Source organism: Streptomyces sp. NPDC029044, from assembly GCF_040637495.1.
Taxonomy (GTDB): Bacteria; Actinomycetota; Actinomycetes; order Streptomycetales; family Streptomycetaceae; genus Streptomyces.
In genome coordinates this window covers 37,253-52,504 of the sequence record NZ_JBEZWN010000026.1, presented here as the reverse complement: position 1 = coordinate 52,504, position 15,252 = coordinate 37,253, and the positions used below count along the sequence as shown (strand labels likewise).

At 73.1% G+C, this 15,252-nt stretch carries 14 protein-coding genes and 1 riboswitch; of the genes, 6 read left to right on the top strand and 8 right to left on the bottom strand.

The window, feature by feature from the left end:
* Positions 1-36: 36 nt before the first annotated feature.
* The 4 genes from pknB to thiO all read right to left on the bottom strand — a co-directional run bounded on the left by pknB (position 37) and on the right by thiO (position 4,237).
* Positions 37-1,974: a Stk1 family PASTA domain-containing Ser/Thr kinase gene (gene pknB / locus AB0E85_RS21500; RefSeq protein ID WP_361929462.1), complete on the bottom strand. Its 1,938-nt coding sequence runs from the start codon at positions 1,972-1,974 to the stop codon at positions 37-39.
* 93 nt (positions 1,975-2,067) lie between these two features.
* Positions 2,068-2,865, bottom strand: coding sequence for a thiazole synthase (locus AB0E85_RS21495; protein WP_361929459.1), 798 nt, complete (start codon positions 2,863-2,865; stop codon positions 2,068-2,070).
* Positions 2,866-2,867: 2 nt separating this feature from the next.
* Positions 2,868-3,068 (bottom strand): sulfur carrier protein ThiS, encoded by a 201-nt coding sequence (gene thiS, locus AB0E85_RS21490; RefSeq protein ID WP_161366547.1) that lies wholly within the window; start codon positions 3,066-3,068, stop codon positions 2,868-2,870.
* Complete coding sequence (gene thiO, locus AB0E85_RS21485) at positions 3,065-4,237, bottom strand: glycine oxidase ThiO (protein WP_361929456.1); 1,173 nt, start codon at positions 4,235-4,237, stop codon at positions 3,065-3,067. Before thiO ends, thiS begins: the two co-directional genes overlap by 4 nt.
* Positions 4,235-4,346, bottom strand: a riboswitch (TPP riboswitch). (Overlaps the previous gene by 3 nt.)
* A gap of 52 nt (positions 4,347-4,398) precedes the next feature.
* Between thiO and AB0E85_RS21480 the strand changes: the two genes are divergently transcribed.
* The 6 genes from AB0E85_RS21480 to AB0E85_RS21455 all read left to right on the top strand — a co-directional run bounded on the left by AB0E85_RS21480 (position 4,399) and on the right by AB0E85_RS21455 (position 9,533).
* Positions 4,399-4,749, top strand: a complete 351-nt coding sequence (locus AB0E85_RS21480) for a hypothetical protein (RefSeq protein WP_361929454.1) — start codon at positions 4,399-4,401, stop codon at positions 4,747-4,749.
* Positions 4,750-4,781: 32 nt separating this feature from the next.
* Entirely contained in the window at positions 4,782-6,023 is a 1,242-nt protein-coding gene (locus AB0E85_RS21475) for an FAD-dependent oxidoreductase (protein WP_361929451.1), read from the top strand.
* A gap of 109 nt (positions 6,024-6,132) precedes the next feature.
* Positions 6,133-6,498 (top strand): Rv2175c family DNA-binding protein, encoded by a 366-nt coding sequence (locus AB0E85_RS21470; RefSeq protein WP_361929448.1) that lies wholly within the window; start codon positions 6,133-6,135, stop codon positions 6,496-6,498.
* Between the two features lie 326 nt (positions 6,499-6,824).
* Positions 6,825-7,484: a thiamine phosphate synthase gene (gene thiE, locus AB0E85_RS21465; RefSeq protein WP_361929446.1), complete on the top strand. Its 660-nt coding sequence runs from the start codon at positions 6,825-6,827 to the stop codon at positions 7,482-7,484.
* Positions 7,485-7,605: 121 nt separating this feature from the next.
* Positions 7,606-8,529 (top strand): methylenetetrahydrofolate reductase [NAD(P)H], encoded by a 924-nt coding sequence (gene metF, locus AB0E85_RS21460; RefSeq protein WP_361929444.1) that lies wholly within the window; start codon positions 7,606-7,608, stop codon positions 8,527-8,529.
* A 56-nt stretch (positions 8,530-8,585) separates the two neighbouring features.
* Positions 8,586-9,533, top strand: coding sequence for a hypothetical protein (locus AB0E85_RS21455; protein WP_361929442.1), 948 nt, complete (start codon positions 8,586-8,588; stop codon positions 9,531-9,533).
* Positions 9,534-9,595: 62 nt separating this feature from the next.
* Here AB0E85_RS21455 and AB0E85_RS21450 read toward each other — a convergent pair whose 3' ends face one another.
* The 4 genes from AB0E85_RS21450 to AB0E85_RS21435 all read right to left on the bottom strand — a co-directional run bounded on the left by AB0E85_RS21450 (position 9,596) and on the right by AB0E85_RS21435 (position 15,189).
* Entirely contained in the window at positions 9,596-11,086 is a 1,491-nt protein-coding gene (locus tag AB0E85_RS21450) for an NAD(P)/FAD-dependent oxidoreductase (protein ID WP_361929440.1), read from the bottom strand.
* 512 nt (positions 11,087-11,598) lie between these two features.
* On the bottom strand, positions 11,599-12,228 hold the full coding sequence (locus tag AB0E85_RS21445; RefSeq protein WP_361929437.1) for a TetR/AcrR family transcriptional regulator: 630 nt from the start codon (positions 12,226-12,228) through the stop codon (positions 11,599-11,601).
* Between the two features lie 71 nt (positions 12,229-12,299).
* On the bottom strand, positions 12,300-14,384 hold the full coding sequence (locus AB0E85_RS21440; protein WP_361929434.1) for a YhgE/Pip domain-containing protein: 2,085 nt from the start codon (positions 14,382-14,384) through the stop codon (positions 12,300-12,302).
* On the bottom strand, positions 14,356-15,189 hold the full coding sequence (locus tag AB0E85_RS21435) for an ATP-binding cassette domain-containing protein (RefSeq protein WP_361929431.1): 834 nt from the start codon (positions 15,187-15,189) through the stop codon (positions 14,356-14,358). Before AB0E85_RS21435 ends, AB0E85_RS21440 begins: the two co-directional genes overlap by 29 nt.
* Between the last annotated feature and the right edge of the window lie 63 nt (positions 15,190-15,252).

Below are 15,252 nucleotides of genomic sequence, written 5' to 3'. Positions count from 1 at the left end.
GGCCCTGCTCCGTCCACGGGCTCCCGCCCGCCGTCGTCACCTGATCTTGATGGTGATGGTCGAACCCTTGGGCGCGGTCGCACCGCCGTCGACGGACTGGCTCTTGACCTCGTCGCCGAACAGGCCGAGCAGACCGCGGTCCTCGTCGACCTGGAAGCCGGCGCCCTCCAGCGCCCGCGTGGCGTCCTCGACGCTGTCGCCGACCACGTCGGGGACCTCGACCATCTCGGGGCCCTTCGACAGCGTCAGCGTGACGGTGTCGCCCTCGGCCGCAGTGCCGCCGGACGCCGGCGTCTGCCGGACGACCTGGCCCTTGTCGTACTCGGAGGAGTTGACCCGCTCGGTGGCGATCTTCACCTTGAGGCCGGCCTCGGTCAGCTCGGACCGCGCGTCGGCCTCGTCCGAGCCGGTGACGTCGGGGATGTCGATGGGGCTGCCCTTGCTGACGACCAGCGCGACGGCCGTGCCCGAGCGCACCTTCGTGCCGTCGGCCGGCCGCGCGGAGACCACCGAGCCGCGCGGTACGTCCTCGCTGAACTCCCGGGTGACCATGCCCGGCTCCAGCCCGCCCTCCTTCAGCCGGGCACGCGCCCGGTCCAGCTTCTGGCCCGCCAGCGCGGGCACCCGCACGGTCTCGGGGCCGTCGGAGACGGTGATGCTCACCGAGTCGTTGCCGCGGATGCGCTCCCCGGCCTTCGGGTCGCTGCTGATGATCTGACCGCGCTCCACGGTGTCGCTGTAGGCGTGCTCGACCTTGCCGAGTTCGAGACCGGCGTCCCGCAGCCTGTCCTCGGCCTGCTCCTGCGTCTTCGCCAGCAGCGGCGGGACCTCGGTGAACTGGCCGGAGTTGATGTACCAGATGCCGCCACCGATGCCCAGCACGAGCAGGACGGCGACGATGATCGCCGCAGGTCCGCGCCGGGACCCCGGGCGCCGCCGGGACGGCGGGGGCGGGGGCGGGGACGCGAACCGGCTGGTGCGGTCCATGGCCGCCCCGGAGGCCTCGTCGTCCTCGTTCACCGGCAGCGGGCGTGGTGTGGTCAGGGCGCGCGGGATGACGGTCGTGCGGTCGTCGCCGTTGTCGTGGTCCACCGCGAGGGCCTGCGGCGGCACGGCGTCCAGCTGGTCCTCGCTCAGCCGGCCGCGTCCGTCGCGGACCTGCGCGAGCAGCGCCACCGCGTCGTGCGGACGGATCGCCGGGGTGCGGGCCGTCGCCGAGGCCACCATCTCGTCCAGCTCGTACGCCATGCCGGGCACGACGGCCGACGGCGGGGGCACGTCCTCGTGCAGGTGCTTGTAGAGGATCACGGCGGGGGAGTCCCCGTCGTGCGGCTTGTCGCCGGTCAGCATCTCGTACAGCATCACGCCGCACGCGTACACGTCGACCCGGGGATCGGCGGTGCCGTCCTCTATCTGCTCCGGGGCGAGGTACGAGACCGTGCCGAGGACCGTGCCGGTGGTGTTCGTCACCGTGTCCACGGCCCGGACGAGCCCGAAGTCGGCGACCTTGACCCGGCCGTCGTCCCCTATGAGGACGTTCTCGGGCTTCATGTCGCGGTGTACGAACCCGGCGCGGTGGGCGGCGCCCAGCGCGGCCAGCACCGGCTCCAGGATGTCCAGGGCGGCGCGCGGCTGGAGGGCCCCGCGCTCGCGCAGCACGTCGCGCAGGGTGCAGCCCGCCACGTACTCCATCGCCAGGTACACGTACGAGCCGTCGGTGCCCTGGTCGAAGACCTGCACCACGTTCGGATGGGCCAGCCGGGCCACCGACTTCGCCTCGCGGATGAACCGCTCGACGAACGAGGCGTCCACCGCGAGCGCGGGGTGCATCACCTTGAGCGCGAGGACCCGGTCGAGCCGGGTGTCCACGGCCCGGTAGACCGTGGCCATCCCGCCGACCGCGATCCGCGCGTCGATGCGATACCGGCCGTCGAGCACCTGCCCGACCAAGGGGTCCTGAAGGGTCGTGTCCACGCAGGCGAGTGTACGAGCCGACACCGACAGCTCTCCCGCCCCGCCCGATTTCGGGGCGCGACTGCAGCCGACCTGTGACGTGTGGACGAGCCCCTACTGGAAAGCGGGCCGCTCCGGGTCCAGGGCGGCCATTCCCTCCGTCGGTGACGACGCCTGCGCGAAATGCCGCCGGGGGATCCGCCCGGCCCGGTACGCCAGCCGCCCCGCCTCCACCGCGTGCCGCATGGCGTCGGCCATCAGGACGGGTTCCTGCGCCCGCGTCACCGCCGAGGCGAGCATCACACCCGCGCACCCCAGCTCCATCGCCAGCGCCGCGTCCGAGGCCGTACCGGCACCGGCGTCCAGGATCACCGGCACGCGCGCGTGCTCGACGATCAGCTGGAAGTTGTGTGGGTTGCGGATGCCGAGACCGGAGCCGATCGGCGACCCGAGCGGCATGATCGCCGCACAGCCCGCGTCCTCCAGCTTCCGCGCGAGCACCGGATCGTCGTTGGTGTACGGCAGGACCGTGAACCCGTCGTCGACCAGCGTCTCGGCCGCCTCCAGGGTCTCGATCGGGTCCGGCAGCAGCGTGCGCTCGTCGGCGATGACCTCCAGTTTGATCAGGTCGGTGCCGAGGGCCTCGCGCGCGAGACGGGCCGTGAGGACGGCCTCGCCGGCCGTGAAGCAGCCCGCCGTGTTGGGCAGCACCCGGATGCCGAGCCGGTCCAGGACGGACAGCACCGAACCGTGCACCGAGGCGTTCACCCGGCGCATCGCGACGGTCGTCAGCTCCGTCCCCGAGGCGACGAGCGACCGCTCCAGCACATCCAGGCTGGGTGCCCCGCCCGTGCCCATGATCAGACGGGACGTGAACGACGTGCCACCGAGGACGAACGGATCGTCGGCCATGGTCAGCCTCCTTGGACGGCCGTGAGGACTTCCACCCGGTCTCCTTCGGAGAGCGGCGTGGCGGGCCACTGCGTGCGCGGGACGACGGTTTCGTTGAGGGCGGCGGCCACGCCCGAGGGCGAGGCGGTGAGCGACCTCACGACGGTGTCGAGAGCGGTGCCGGGCCGGACGTCCCGGGACTCGCCGTTGACGGAGATGTTCATGCGGGCTGCTCCGTGAGTGCGGTGGCAGGACTGAAACGCTTCGGGGTGAAGGGCCGGGCCTCCTCCGGGAGTTCACCCGTGGCCAGGGCGTGCGCCAGGGCGTCGCCGGTCACCGGCGTGAGCAGGACGCCGTTGCGGTAGTGCCCGGTGGCCAGCAGCAGGCCCTCCAGACCCGTCGGGCCGAGCAGGGGCGCGTTGTCGGGGGAGCCGGGCCGCAGCCCGGCCCGGGTCTCGGTGAGCGGCAGCTCGGTGATGCCCGGGACCAGCTCGTGCGCGTCGCGCAGCAGTTCGTACACGCCGCCCGCGGTCACGGTGGTGTCCCAGCCCAGCTCCTCGCTCGTGGCCCCGACGACGAGTTCGCCGTTCTCGCGCGGCACCAGGTAGACGTGACTGCCACGCACCACCGCGCGCACGGTCCGGTTCAGGAACGGCCCGTGCCGCAGCGGCATCGTCAGGCGCAGGACCTGCCCCTTCACCGGCCGCACCGGAGGCAGCATGTCCTGCGGGACGCCCGCGAGCCGCCCGCTGAGACTGCCCCCGGCGAGCACCACCTGCCCGGCGGCCACCTCGGTCCCGCCGGCCAGGACGGCACCCGCGGCCCGGTCCCGTACGACGGTCAGCCGCTCCGCCCACGTCCGGTGGAAGGCCACGCCCGCCCGCTCACATGCGGCGACCAGGGCACCGGCCAGCCGCCGGGGGTCGATCTGGTGGTCGCCGTCGACCCGCAGCCCGCCGCGCACGCCGGGCGCGAGCATCGGCTCCAGGCGCCGGCACTCGCGCCCGGACAGCCACTGCGACTCCAGGCCCGACTGCTGCTGCAGTGCGTGCAGTTCGCGCAGGTGGGACCGGTCGTCGGCGTCCAGGGCCACGGCGAGCGTGCCGCAGCGGCGGTAGCCGAGGTCCCGGCCGGTCAGCTCGGTGAGCTCGGCGGCGAAGTCCGGGTAGCGCCGGGCCGAGGTGAGATTCAGGCCGAGCAGGGTCTGTTCGCCGTAGTGCAGTTCCGTGACGGCGGCCAGCATGCCGGCCGCGACCTGCGCGGCCCCGCCGCCCGGCTCGGGGTCGACGACGGCCGTGGTGAACCCGCGCTGCGCGGCCCGCCAGGCCGTGACCAGGCCGATGATCCCGCCCCCGACGACGAGGACGTCTGACGATGTGGACGTAGGCGACATGGGCGTCCAGCCCCTCCCTTCGCCGGCATGACCCGGATCAGGTTCGTACGGTCGGAGGCCGCCAGCCTCCCTCTCAGCCCGGTGCGTCCGGGCTCCCGCGAGTGCTTTACGTTGGCCACCCTAGCCCGATGCCCTGTCCCGCAGTAAGGGAGCCTCAGCCCATGACCCGGTCCCTCGACGGTCTCGTCCTCGCCCCGGTCGCCGACCAGGCACCGGGCCAGGTGGGCACCCGCACCCGGTTCACGTACCACGAGCGGGAGGGCGAGATCTGGGCCGAGTACGCGGGTGGCGACGTCGTACGCGGCCATCTCGTGGGTACCCGGGAAGGTGACCGGCTGGACTTCCGGTACGTCCAGCTCAAGCGGGACGGGACCACGTCCTCGGGGCACTGCGTGTCGGCGGTCGTGGAACTGCCCGACGGGCGGGTGCGGCTGGAGGAGACCTGGGAGTGGGAGTCCCGGGCGGGCAGCGGCACGAGCGTTGTGGAGCAGGTCACGGCGCACGAGCACTGACTGACAATTCGTCAGGTGTCTATGGTGATCAGGTGAGCGAGCAGACGCAGGACCCAGGTTCGTCCGCGCCGCGGCGCGTCGTCGTGGCGGGTGCGGGGATGGCCGGCGTGCAGACCGCCGTCGCCCTGCGCGAGCGGGGCTTCACCGGTGACGTGATCCTGCTCGGCGCCGAGCCCCACCAGCCCTACGACCGGCCCCCGTTGTCCAAGGCGGTCCTGCTCGGCAAGGCCGAGGGTTCCGCCTTCGACGTCGACTTCGAAGCCCTCGGCGTCGAACTGCGCCTCGGCTGCGAGGTGCTGGGCCTGCGCCCCGCCGGCCACGAACTGGACACCGAGGACGGGCCCGTGCCGTACGACGTCCTGGTCGTCGCGACCGGTGCCGAACCGGTCCGGCTGCCCGGCGCGGAGGGCGTGCCCGGCGTGCACCTGCTGCGCACCCTGGACGACGCCGAGCGGCTGCGGCCGGTGCTGGCCCGCAAGCACGACATCGTGGTCGTCGGCGCGGGCTGGATCGGAGCCGAGTTCGCCACGGCCGCCCGCGAGGCGGGCTGCGCCGTGACCGTCGTGGAGGCCGCGGAACGGCCGCTCGCCGGGGCACTGCCCGCCGAGGTGGCCGACCCGATGACCGGCTGGTACGCCGACGCCGGCGCGACCCTGCGGACCCACGCGCGCGTGGAGCGTGTCGAGCCCGGCGCGGTACTCCTGGACGACGGCTCGCGGCTGCCCGCGGGCGCGGTCGTCGTCGGTGTCGGCGCCCGCCCGGCGACGGCCTGGCTGGCCGGCTCCGGGATCGAGCTCGGTGCGCACGGCGAGATCGTGGCCGACGAGCATCTGCGCACGTCCGTGCCCGACGTGTACGCCGTCGGCGACTGCGCATCCTTCCCCTCGGGGCGCTACGGCGAGCGCCTGCTGGTCCACCACTGGGACAACGCCCTCCAGGGGCCGCGCACGGTCGCCGTGAACATCGTCGGCCGGGCCACGGCGGAGACGCTCGCGGTGTACGACCCGGTGCCGTACTTCTGGTCCGAGCAGTTCGGGCGGTTCGTCCAGTACGCCGGGCACCACGCGGCCGCGGACACGATCCTGTGGCGGGGCGACCCCGCCGGACCGGCCTGGACGGTCTGCTGGCTGCGCGGTGAGCGGCTGGTCGCGCTGCTGGCGGTGGGCCGGCCCCGGGACCTGGCGCAGGGCCGCCGCCTGATCGAGTCGGGCGCCGCGATGAATCCGGTGCTGCTGGCGGATCCGGCCAGGCCCATGAAGGCGGCGACGGCTTGAGCTACGGCCCCTCGCGGGGCCGCCCGGGCGGCGCTGCCGGGCCCGGCGGGGCGCCCGCGTGGGCCGGGCCGACTTCCGACTGTCAGTGGCAGATGGCAGGCTGGTTTCCGTGACCGAGATTGACGCAAAGATCGATGCTCTCGTCCCCGCCTGGCTCACCCTCCCCGACATCGCCGAACAGCTCGGCGTCGAGGTGACGCGTGTGCGGCAGCTGGTCAAGGACGGCCAGCTCATCGCCGTACGCCGTGGTGAGAACCGCGCGCTGCACGTCCCCGCCGCCTTCATCGACGGGGACAAGGTCGTCAAGGGCCTGTCCGGGACCCTGACGCTCCTGCGGGACGACGGCTTCACGGACGAAGAGATGCTGGAGTGGCTCTTCACCCCGGACCCCAGCCTGCCCGGCACCCCCGCGCAGGCGCTCGGTGAGAATCGCGGCACGGAGGTGAAGCGCCGCGCCCAGGCGCTCGCGGTCTGACCCGGCCCCGGCCGGACAACCGTCCGGTGCCGTGTGAGCGGGGCCGGACCTGACCAACCGCCCGAGGAGGGCCGTGACCCCAGGGGCCACGGCCCGGGGCGGCTCGGGCCTGCCCTGGCCGGTGGCCGTCCCCCGAAAGAGCCGCGCGACGGCCACCGGGGCGTGGCGGGACCCGCGCTCAGGCGTAGGGTGCCCGAGGCGTTCGCAGCGGGACAGGGCGCTCCCGCGCCGCACGCCGCCGGCAGCCGCGCGGCCCTCCCGCACGGGTACGCCGACGCACGGACGGGCCCACCGGCCCGCACGCCACGACACCCAGGGGGACTCGCATGACCGGCACCGCCGCCACCGCCCGGGCCCAGCTCGCCGACGCCCGGGTCTATCTCTGCACCGACGCGCGCAAGCGGCAGGGCGACCTCGGGGCGTTCCTCGACGCCGTGCTGACCGGCGGCGTCGACATCGTGCAGTTGCGGGACAAGGGCATGGAGGCCGGTGAGGAGCTGGAGCACCTGGCCGTCTTCGCCGACGCCTGCGCCCGGCACGGCAAGCTGCTCGCGGTCAACGACCGGGCGGACGTCGCGCACGCCGCCGGCTCCGACGTGCTGCACCTCGGGCAGGGCGACCTCCCGGTCCCCGCGGCCCGCGCGCTCCTCGGCGACGACGTCGTGATCGGCCGCTCCACCCACGCCGAGTCCGAGGCCGCCGCGGCCGCCGTCCAGCCGGGCGTGGACTACTTCTGCACCGGCCCGTGCTGGCCGACCCCCACCAAGCCCGGCCGCCACGCGCCCGGCCTGGACCTCGTCCGGTACACCGCCGGTCTCGGCACCGACCGCCCCTGGTTCGCCATCGGCGGCATCGACCTGGGCAACCTCGACCAGGTCCTGGAGGCGGGCGCCCGGCGCGTCGTGGTCGTACGGGCGATCACCGAGGCCGACGACCCGGGGGCCGCGGCGGCCGAGTTCGCGAAGCGGCTGCGGGAGACCCCCTAAGACCTGTCCGAACGGCAGGCTGGGCCGAGACGGTTGTCCAAGGGATGGACAACAAGTGGACAATCCGGTCAAATCTCGGTCCGCGGTTGGGGGACCGACCTCCCCTGGCTAACCTGCCCGTATGGCCCTCGGCACCGCATCCATCAGGTCGGACCACGCCCGCACCGTCCGCGACATGCTCGCGGCCGGCAAGACGACGTATTCGTTCGAGTTCTACGCCCCCAAGACCCCGAAGGGCGAGCGGAACCTGTGGAACGCGCTGCGCCGGGTCGAGGCGGTGGCGCCCGACTTCGTCTCCGTGACCTACGGCGCGGGCGGTTCCACCCGTGCGGGCACGGTCAAGGCGACCGAGGCGATCGCCTCCGACACCACCCTCACCCCGATCGCCCACCTCACCGCGGTCGACCACTCGGTGGCCGACCTGCGCAACATCATCGGCCAGTACGCCGACGCCGGGATCCGCAACATGCTCGCCCTGCGCGGTGACCCGCCCGGCGACCCCATGGGTGACTGGGTGCCGCACCCCCGCGGCCTCGCCTACGCCGCCGAACTCGTCGAACTGATCAAGGCGTCCGGCGACTTCTGCGTGGGCGTCGCCGCCTTCCCGGCGATGCACCCGCGCTCCCTGGACTGGGACAGCGACGTCCGCCACTTCGTCGACAAGTGCCGGGCGGGCGCGGACTACGCCATCACGCAGATGTTCTTCCAGCCGGAGGACTACCTCCGGCTGCGGGACCGGGTCTCCGCAGCCGGCTGCGACACCCCGATCATCCCCGAGGTCATGCCGATCGCGAGCGTGAAGACGCTGGAGCGGATCGGATCGCTCACCAACGCCGCGTTCCCGGCCGCCCTGAAAGAGCGGATCCTCACAGCAAAAGACGATCCGGCCGCTGTACGCTCCATTGGTATCGAATTCGCCACGGAGTTCTGTGCGCAGCTGCTTGCCGAGGGGGTGCCCGGCTTGCACTTCATCACGCTCAACAACTCCACCGCGACACTGGAAATCTACGAGAACCTTGGCCTGCACCATTCACCGCAGGCCTAGACCGTTCGCACCGGTATACGACACACTGCGTAGCGGCCACTGGGAGAGGGGCGTACATGGGCTGGGCGGTCCTCTACATCGCGTTCGGCGTCGTCGCGCTGTGGCTGCTGGGCGAGGTGCTGTTGCAGTACAAGGCGCGGCTGCGCTGGCGGCTGCTGGCCTTCGTCGGGTTCCTCGGTGTCGTCGTCGGTGTCCTGATCCCGTCGGTCGTCGTGATCGGCCTCGGCGCGGCCGCCTTCGCGGTCGGCCAGACCTACGTCACCCTGTCGTTCCGCAGCGGCTTCGCGGCCGGCTGGGCGATGAACGCGCCCGCGCTGGGCGGCAGCAAGCGCCGCCGTGCTGAGCGCGGCCGCCAGGAACCGACCCTGGAGGTCTCCGGCGTGGAGGCCGAGGGCGGCTACGACGACGAGTCCGGCGCCTACCGCCGCGACACCGCCGCCTACGCCCAGGACGACGACTACGACCGCGACGACGTCTTCACCCCCGCCCGCCCCGCCCACCAGCCGACGGCGGCCGAGACCACGGCCGTCTACGAGCCGCAGCCCATGCCGGACGACACCGGCTCCTACGGCACCTACGACAGCGGGTACCCGGCCGCGGGACAGCGGGCCCACGACCAGTACGCCACCCAGGCCGCCGACCAGTCCTACGCCTACGACTACTCCGGCTACGGCCAGCAGCAGGGCTACGACGCCACCGGTCAGCAGCAGTACGCCGCCTACTCCGACCCGTACATCGGCTCGTCGAACTACGGCCAGGGCACGTACGACGGCACCTACGGCGACCAGCAGTACTACGGCCGGCAGCAGGGCTACGACGCCGACGGTCAGCAGCAGTACGCCGGCACCTACGGCGGCGAGACCCCGACCGGCGGGGTGTGGGTCCCGCAGCAGCGCAACACCGACGAGTACGGGCAGGAGCTGCCGCCGGAGCAGCCGTACCCGTACCAGGGCGGCGGGCAGCAGCCGCAGGGCAACGGCTTCGACGAGCAGTACCGTTTCTGAGGCTTCGGCCCCAGGAGCGTCGCGTTCCCGCCGGGGTGTCGCGTTCCCGCCGAGCGGCGCGTTCACTGCGAGCCGCGGAACTCCGGCCCCTCCACGATCAGTCCCGCGACCAGCGCGCCCGACATGCCCGCGTGCGGCAGTCCGCCACCGGGGTGGGCCCAGCCGCCCACGGTGAACAGGCCGGGCACCCGCGTGCCGTTGGACGGATGCAGCAGCCGCCCGCCGGCCGCCGCCAGGGCCGGTACCGGCACCGCCCCGCCCTCCGCACCCGTCTCGTCCGCGGTGTCGGCCGGGGTGCGCACCTCGTGCCAGAGGAGGCGGTCGCGCAGGCCGGGTACGGCGCGTTCGGCGGCGGTGATCATGTGGTCCACGAGGTCGTCGTGAGGCTGTCCGGGCCGCGCGGGCACCGCCGTCGTGAGGGTGACCGCCTCGTGGTCCGCCGGGGCCGGGCGGGGGTCGTCGGGCCGCAGCACCGTGACCGTCGGACGGCGATTCCCGGTGGACGCGCCGAACAGGGACTCCAGCTCGGCCTCGCGGTCCGGGGTGTGCACCACCGTGCGGTGTGCCGTGCCCTCGGGGCGAGGACCGCGCAGGGCGAGCAGGAGCGTCAGCCGGCCGGCCGCCGCGGGCTGCGGCGGAACCTCGCTCTCGTCCCGCAGGGGAGTGCCCGTCGTCAGCCGGGCCAGGATGCCGGGCGCGACGCCGGCGACCACGAAGTCCGCCTCCGCGACCGACCCGTCGGCGAGTTCCACCCCGGACGCCCGGCCGTCCTTCTCCAGCACGCCGGTGACCTCGGCGCCGAAGTGGAACGCGACCCGGCGGGCCCGGCACCGCTCGTACACCGCCCGCGCCAGCTCGCGCAGGCCGCCGCGCACGTACCAGGTGCCGAAGGCGTGCTCCATGTACGGCAGAACGGCCGCGCTCGCCGGGGCGGCCCGGGGGTCCAGGCCGTACCCGAGGGTGTGGCTCTCCAGGAGTGCCGCGAGCCGCGGGTCGCGCAGCTCCCAGGCGCCGACCTCGGCGAGGGTGCCGGCGCGGCGGGTGCGCAGCAGCCGCTTGTGCGGCACAGACGGGTAGGGCTCGCGCTCGGCCAGCACCTGCCAGTTCGGCCAGAGGGGCTCCTCCAGCAGCGGCCGGCGGGTCCGGTCCCAGGCCTCGCGGGCCCGGACCAGGAAGTCGCCCCAGCGCTGGCCCGCGCCCACGCCGAGCCCCTCGTCCAGGGCGGCGACGACGCCCGCGCGCGAGGCGTTCGGCAGCGACACCTCGGTGCCGTCCGCGAACACGTGGCGTGACGACGGATCGACCTGGACCAGCTCGACGCAGGACTCCAGCGGCTCCTTGCCGGTCTTCACGAACAGGTCGCGGTAGACGGCCGGCAGCGGCAGCAGGGCGGGGCCGGTGTCGAAGGAGAAGCCGTCGCGCTCGAAGCGGCGCAGCGCTCCGCCGTAGGTGTCCGTCCGCTCGTACACCGCCACCCGGTGGCCCGCTACGGCCAGCCGGGCGGCAGCCGTCAGCGCGCCCATCCCGGCGCCGATCACCGCAATCCGTGCCATGCCGGCGACTTTATCGGCCCCGACCGGCAGCCCCCACCGGCAGCCCCCACCGGCGGCCCCCATCGGCAGCCACGCCGGCAGCCCCCACCGGCAGCCACGCCGGCGGCCTCCGAGTACGGGCGCGGAGGTGATCGTGACCAGATGGCGGCAGAGCGCTGTGGGGCCCCGTGCGCAGGACTGAGTATCCGTACCTATACGGGGAGTTGAGTACGCGCGCGGATGGGGGACGACCTGCGCGGACGGGAGAGTGGAGACACGGAGAGGGGCACGGCTCCGGCACCGGCGACACGGGGCGCCGGAACGGAGCCGGCCCACGATCCGCTCCTTCCGCCGACGGTGTCGGCGGGAGCGAGACACGGGGGAGAACCGGGGGACGACCGCAACGGGGGTCCTGCGGGGGGACGTACGGGGGAGCAGGAAACGGGGGAGCACGGAAGGCGCCGGTTCGAGGTGGCCCGCGGGGGACGCGGCCACAGCGGACCGGCGCTTTCGCGCGGTCGCCGCAGGGGCCGTCAGCGGCAGCCGCTCACCCGGCCCTGGAGCAGCCGCGACAGGGCCGCGTGGACGTCGTCCAGGGAACGCTCCGGCTGGAACGACTTCCAGTCGAGCGCGGCGACCAGGACCATGCCGACCAGTGCCGCCGCCGTCAGCGGCACGTCGATCTCCTCACTGAACTCGCCGCCCGCGACTCCCTCGCGCAGGACGTCCTCGACGACCGCGACGGCCTGCTGCCGGACCACCATCAGCGTGGACTGCCAGGCCCGGTTGGTGCGCCACAGTTCGGCCACGTAGAGCTGGGTGAAGGCCGGGTAGCGGTCGATGAAGACCAGCCCCGCGCGGATCATCGCGTCCAGGGCGTCGACCTTGCTGCCGCCCTCCCGCGCGGTCCGTTCGGCCGCTTCCCGCAGGGAGGCGGTCAGCAGACCCACTCCGTGCCGCAGCAGTTCCTCGAAGAGGACGGACTTGCTCGCGAAGTTGTAGTAGACCGTGCCCTTCGCGACCCCGGCACGCTCGGCGATCTCGTCCACGGTCGTGGCGGAGAACCCCTGCTCGGCGATGAGCGTGACGGCCGCCTCGTAGAGCTTCTGCCGGGTGGCCTCGCGGCGCGTGCTGCCGCCCGACGCGGCACTGCTGCTTTCCATGGCCCTGATTGTCACAGGAACCTTTCCGGGGGACGTGACGGTGGGGAGGTCGGCGGGCACGGCGGCGCGCTTCACAGGCTCAGTTCCGGGTGCAGCCGGTCCAGCGTCCACACCTGGCGCCGCCGGGCCGCAACGGCGGTGAGCGCGAGGGCGCCCGCGGTGAACGCCGTCAGCACCACGCACCCTTGCCACACCGGTTCGAGACCACCGCCCGTGATGAGCCGCCTCAGGGCCTCGACGACGTAGCTCATCGGCAGGAACGGGTGGAGCGCGTTGAAGAACCCGGGGCTGGTCTGCACGGGGTACGTGCCGCCCGCCGAGGTCAGCTGGAGCATCAGCAGCGCGAGGACCAGGATCCGGCCGGCCGCTCCGAAGCGCGCGTTCAGCCACTGCACGATCGCCGCGAAGCACGCCGTCACCAGGAACAGGAAGCCCACCGTCCCGGCCGCCCGTGCCATCTCCAGGCCGACCGCCCAGTGCAGCACCGACATCAGCGCCACCGTCTGGAGCATCCCGATCGCCACCACGGGCAGCCAGCCCGCCAGCGCGATCCGCCACGCCGGGGCGCCCGCCGCCAGCGCCCGCCGGTTCATGGGCGCGATCAGCATGTACGCCACCATCGCGCCCACCCAGAGGGACAGCGGGATGAAGTACGGCGCGAACCCGGTGCCGTAGTTGGGCGCCTTGTGCAGGTCCTGGGAGGCGAGCCGGACGGGGTCGGCCATGACCTCGGTACGCCGGTCGCGGTCCTGCTCGTCGTAGTCGGGGATCTTCTCCGCCCCGTCGTGCAGGCCGCCGGCGAGCTTCCCCGAGCCGCCGACGAGCTTGTAGATGCCGCCGTTGAGGTCGTCGGCGCCCGTCTTCAGCTTGCCGACGCCCTTGTCCAGGCCGACGGCACCGGTCTTGGCCGTGCCGATGCCCTTGTGCAGCTTCTTCGCCCCGGCGGCGACGTCGGCCGCCCCGTCGTTCAGCTTGTTGATCTTCTTGACGGCGTCGGCGAGGTCCTCGGAGAGGTGCGGGGCGCGGTTCGCGAGGGCCTGGGACTGCTTCTGGAGGGTGGCGAGGTTCTTGTCGAGCTTGTCCAGGTCGCCGTCCTGGTCCGCGATCAGCGTGTTGAGGTCGTCCGCGATGAGCGTGACGTCGGCGGCGGCGTCCTTGGCCTTCTTCAGGTCGGAGCAGGCCGCGTCGGGCAGGACGGGGTCGTCGCAGCGCCGGGCGTAGACGTCGTTCAGCGTGCCGGACGCCGCCCGGGCGCCCTTGGCGGCGGTCGGGGCCGTCTTCACCAGGGTGTCGAGGTGCTTGCGGATCACCCCGGAGGAGTCGGCGACCAGCTGGGCGGTGTCGCCGATGGTCTTCTCGTTGCCCTTCAGGAAGGGACCGACCTTGTCGGCGGTGCCGTTGACCCGGTCGGCGAGCTTCTGCGTGCCCTCGGCGACCTGCTTCGAGCCGTCCTCCAGGTCGCCCGCGCCGGTGTGGAGCTTCTTCAGGCCCGTGGAGAGTTTGCCGCTGCCGTCCTTGGCCTTCCTCAGGCCGTCGGCGAGGTCCTTGGAGCCCTTCTCGGCCTTGCCGATGCCGCCCTTGAGCCGGTCCGCGCCCTGTGCCGCCTTCACGGTCTTGCCATGGATGTCGGAGAACGACACGAAGATCTTGTCCAGGAACGACCGGGACGTCTTCGTGGACGCCGCCTGCCGCACCTCGCTGAAGACCGTCCGGGAGATCTGCCCGACGATGTAGTTGTTGGCGTCGTTCGTGTGCACCTGGAGGGCGCCGGTCTCCGGGCTGTTCCCGGAGCTGGAGGCGATCCGCTCGCTGAAGTCGGCGGGCAGGGTGAGCGACAGGTAGTAGCTGCCGTCCTCGACACCCCTGCGGGCCTCGGCGGCACTCACCTCCTGCCAGTCGAAGGTCTTGCTGTCGTGCAGGCCCTTCGTGATGTCGTCGCCCGCCGTGATCTTCTTCCCGTCGGCGGTCGCCCCCTTGTCGTCGTTCACGAGCGCCACCGGGACCTTGTCCAGACGGCCGTACGGGTCCCAGAACGACCACAGGTACAGCGCGCCGTACAGCAGCGGCAGCACCAGCAGCGCGACCAGAGCGGCGCGCGGCAGCTTCCCCCGCCCGAAGCGGCGCAGCTCAAGCGCGGCCAGTCTCGGCGAGCGCATCGGCCTTCTCCTCTCCCTGGTCGGCCTGGTCGGCCTGGTCGGCCTGGTCGGCCCGGTTGGCCTGGTCGGCCCGGTCGGACTCGTCCTCGGCGGGCGGCTCTTCGCGGCTCTGCGCGGTGGACACCTTGACGGCGCCCTCGGGAGCCTCGCTGCACACCGCGACGACCGTCGTCCCGGCCTCGGCCAGGGACCTGAGCAGCGTCCAGACCTCCTCCCGCTCACCGTCCGCGAGCTTGAGGTCGGTGTCGTCGATGCCGAGCAGCCGCGGCCCGCCGACCAGGGTGAGCGCAACCGACAGTCGCAGCGCCTCCAGGCGCTCAAGGTCCCGTACGGCCGTGCGCGGCCCCTTGGGCAGAGCCTCCAGGTCGAGCCGCACGGCTTCGAGGGCGGCGTCGACGCGCTGCCCGGCCTCGGCCGCCCGCTCGCCGCGGGGCCGCAGCAGACCCCGCAGCGACGCGCCGAACCGCTGCTGGAGCAGCGCCCGCTCCCGCAGGTGCTCGCCGACGGTCAGCGCCGGATCGAGGTCGGTGACCCCCGGGACGTGCGCCAGCGCGCTGATGCCGCGCACCGCCGCCATCTGCTTCGGCAGCCTCGCGTCGCCCACCGAGGCCGTGCCCTCCGCGACCTTCATCCGCCCCGTCAGCGCGAGCAGCAGGCACGTGCGGCCGGACCCGGACGGGCCCTCGACCGCGACGACAGCCCCCGGCCCCGCGTCGAAGGAGATCCCGCGGACCGCCCACCCCCGTGGCCCCTTGATCCCGAGGCCTTCGGCGGCGATCCGCACCCCTCCCGCCTGTTCCCCCACGAGTCTCCCCTGAAATTGAACTGACTGGTCAGTGCAAAAACTACTCCGAACCTACGAGCGAAG

Excerpts from the sequence above, each read along its gene's own strand:
- AB0E85_RS21480 (WP_361929454.1), top strand. The coding sequence starts at position 4,399 with ATGACCCGGTCCCTCGACGGTCTCGTCCTCGCCCCGGTCGCCGACCAG.
- AB0E85_RS21440 (WP_361929434.1), bottom strand. The coding sequence starts at position 14,384 with ATGCGCTCGCCGAGACTGGCCGCGCTTGAGCTGCGCCGCTTCGGGCGG.
- AB0E85_RS21495 (WP_361929459.1), bottom strand. The coding sequence starts at position 2,865 with ATGGCCGACGATCCGTTCGTCCTCGGTGGCACGTCGTTCACGTCCCGT.
- thiO (WP_361929456.1), bottom strand. The coding sequence starts at position 4,237 with ATGTCGCCTACGTCCACATCGTCAGACGTCCTCGTCGTCGGGGGCGGG.
- thiE (WP_361929446.1), top strand. The coding sequence starts at position 6,825 with ATGACCGGCACCGCCGCCACCGCCCGGGCCCAGCTCGCCGACGCCCGG.
- AB0E85_RS21450 (WP_361929440.1), bottom strand. The coding sequence starts at position 11,086 with ATGGCACGGATTGCGGTGATCGGCGCCGGGATGGGCGCGCTGACGGCT.
- AB0E85_RS21445 (WP_361929437.1), bottom strand. The coding sequence starts at position 12,228 with ATGGAAAGCAGCAGTGCCGCGTCGGGCGGCAGCACGCGCCGCGAGGCC.
- AB0E85_RS21455 (WP_361929442.1), top strand. The coding sequence starts at position 8,586 with ATGGGCTGGGCGGTCCTCTACATCGCGTTCGGCGTCGTCGCGCTGTGG.
- thiS (WP_161366547.1), bottom strand. The coding sequence starts at position 3,068 with ATGAACATCTCCGTCAACGGCGAGTCCCGGGACGTCCGGCCCGGCACC.
- metF (WP_361929444.1), top strand. The coding sequence starts at position 7,606 with ATGGCCCTCGGCACCGCATCCATCAGGTCGGACCACGCCCGCACCGTC.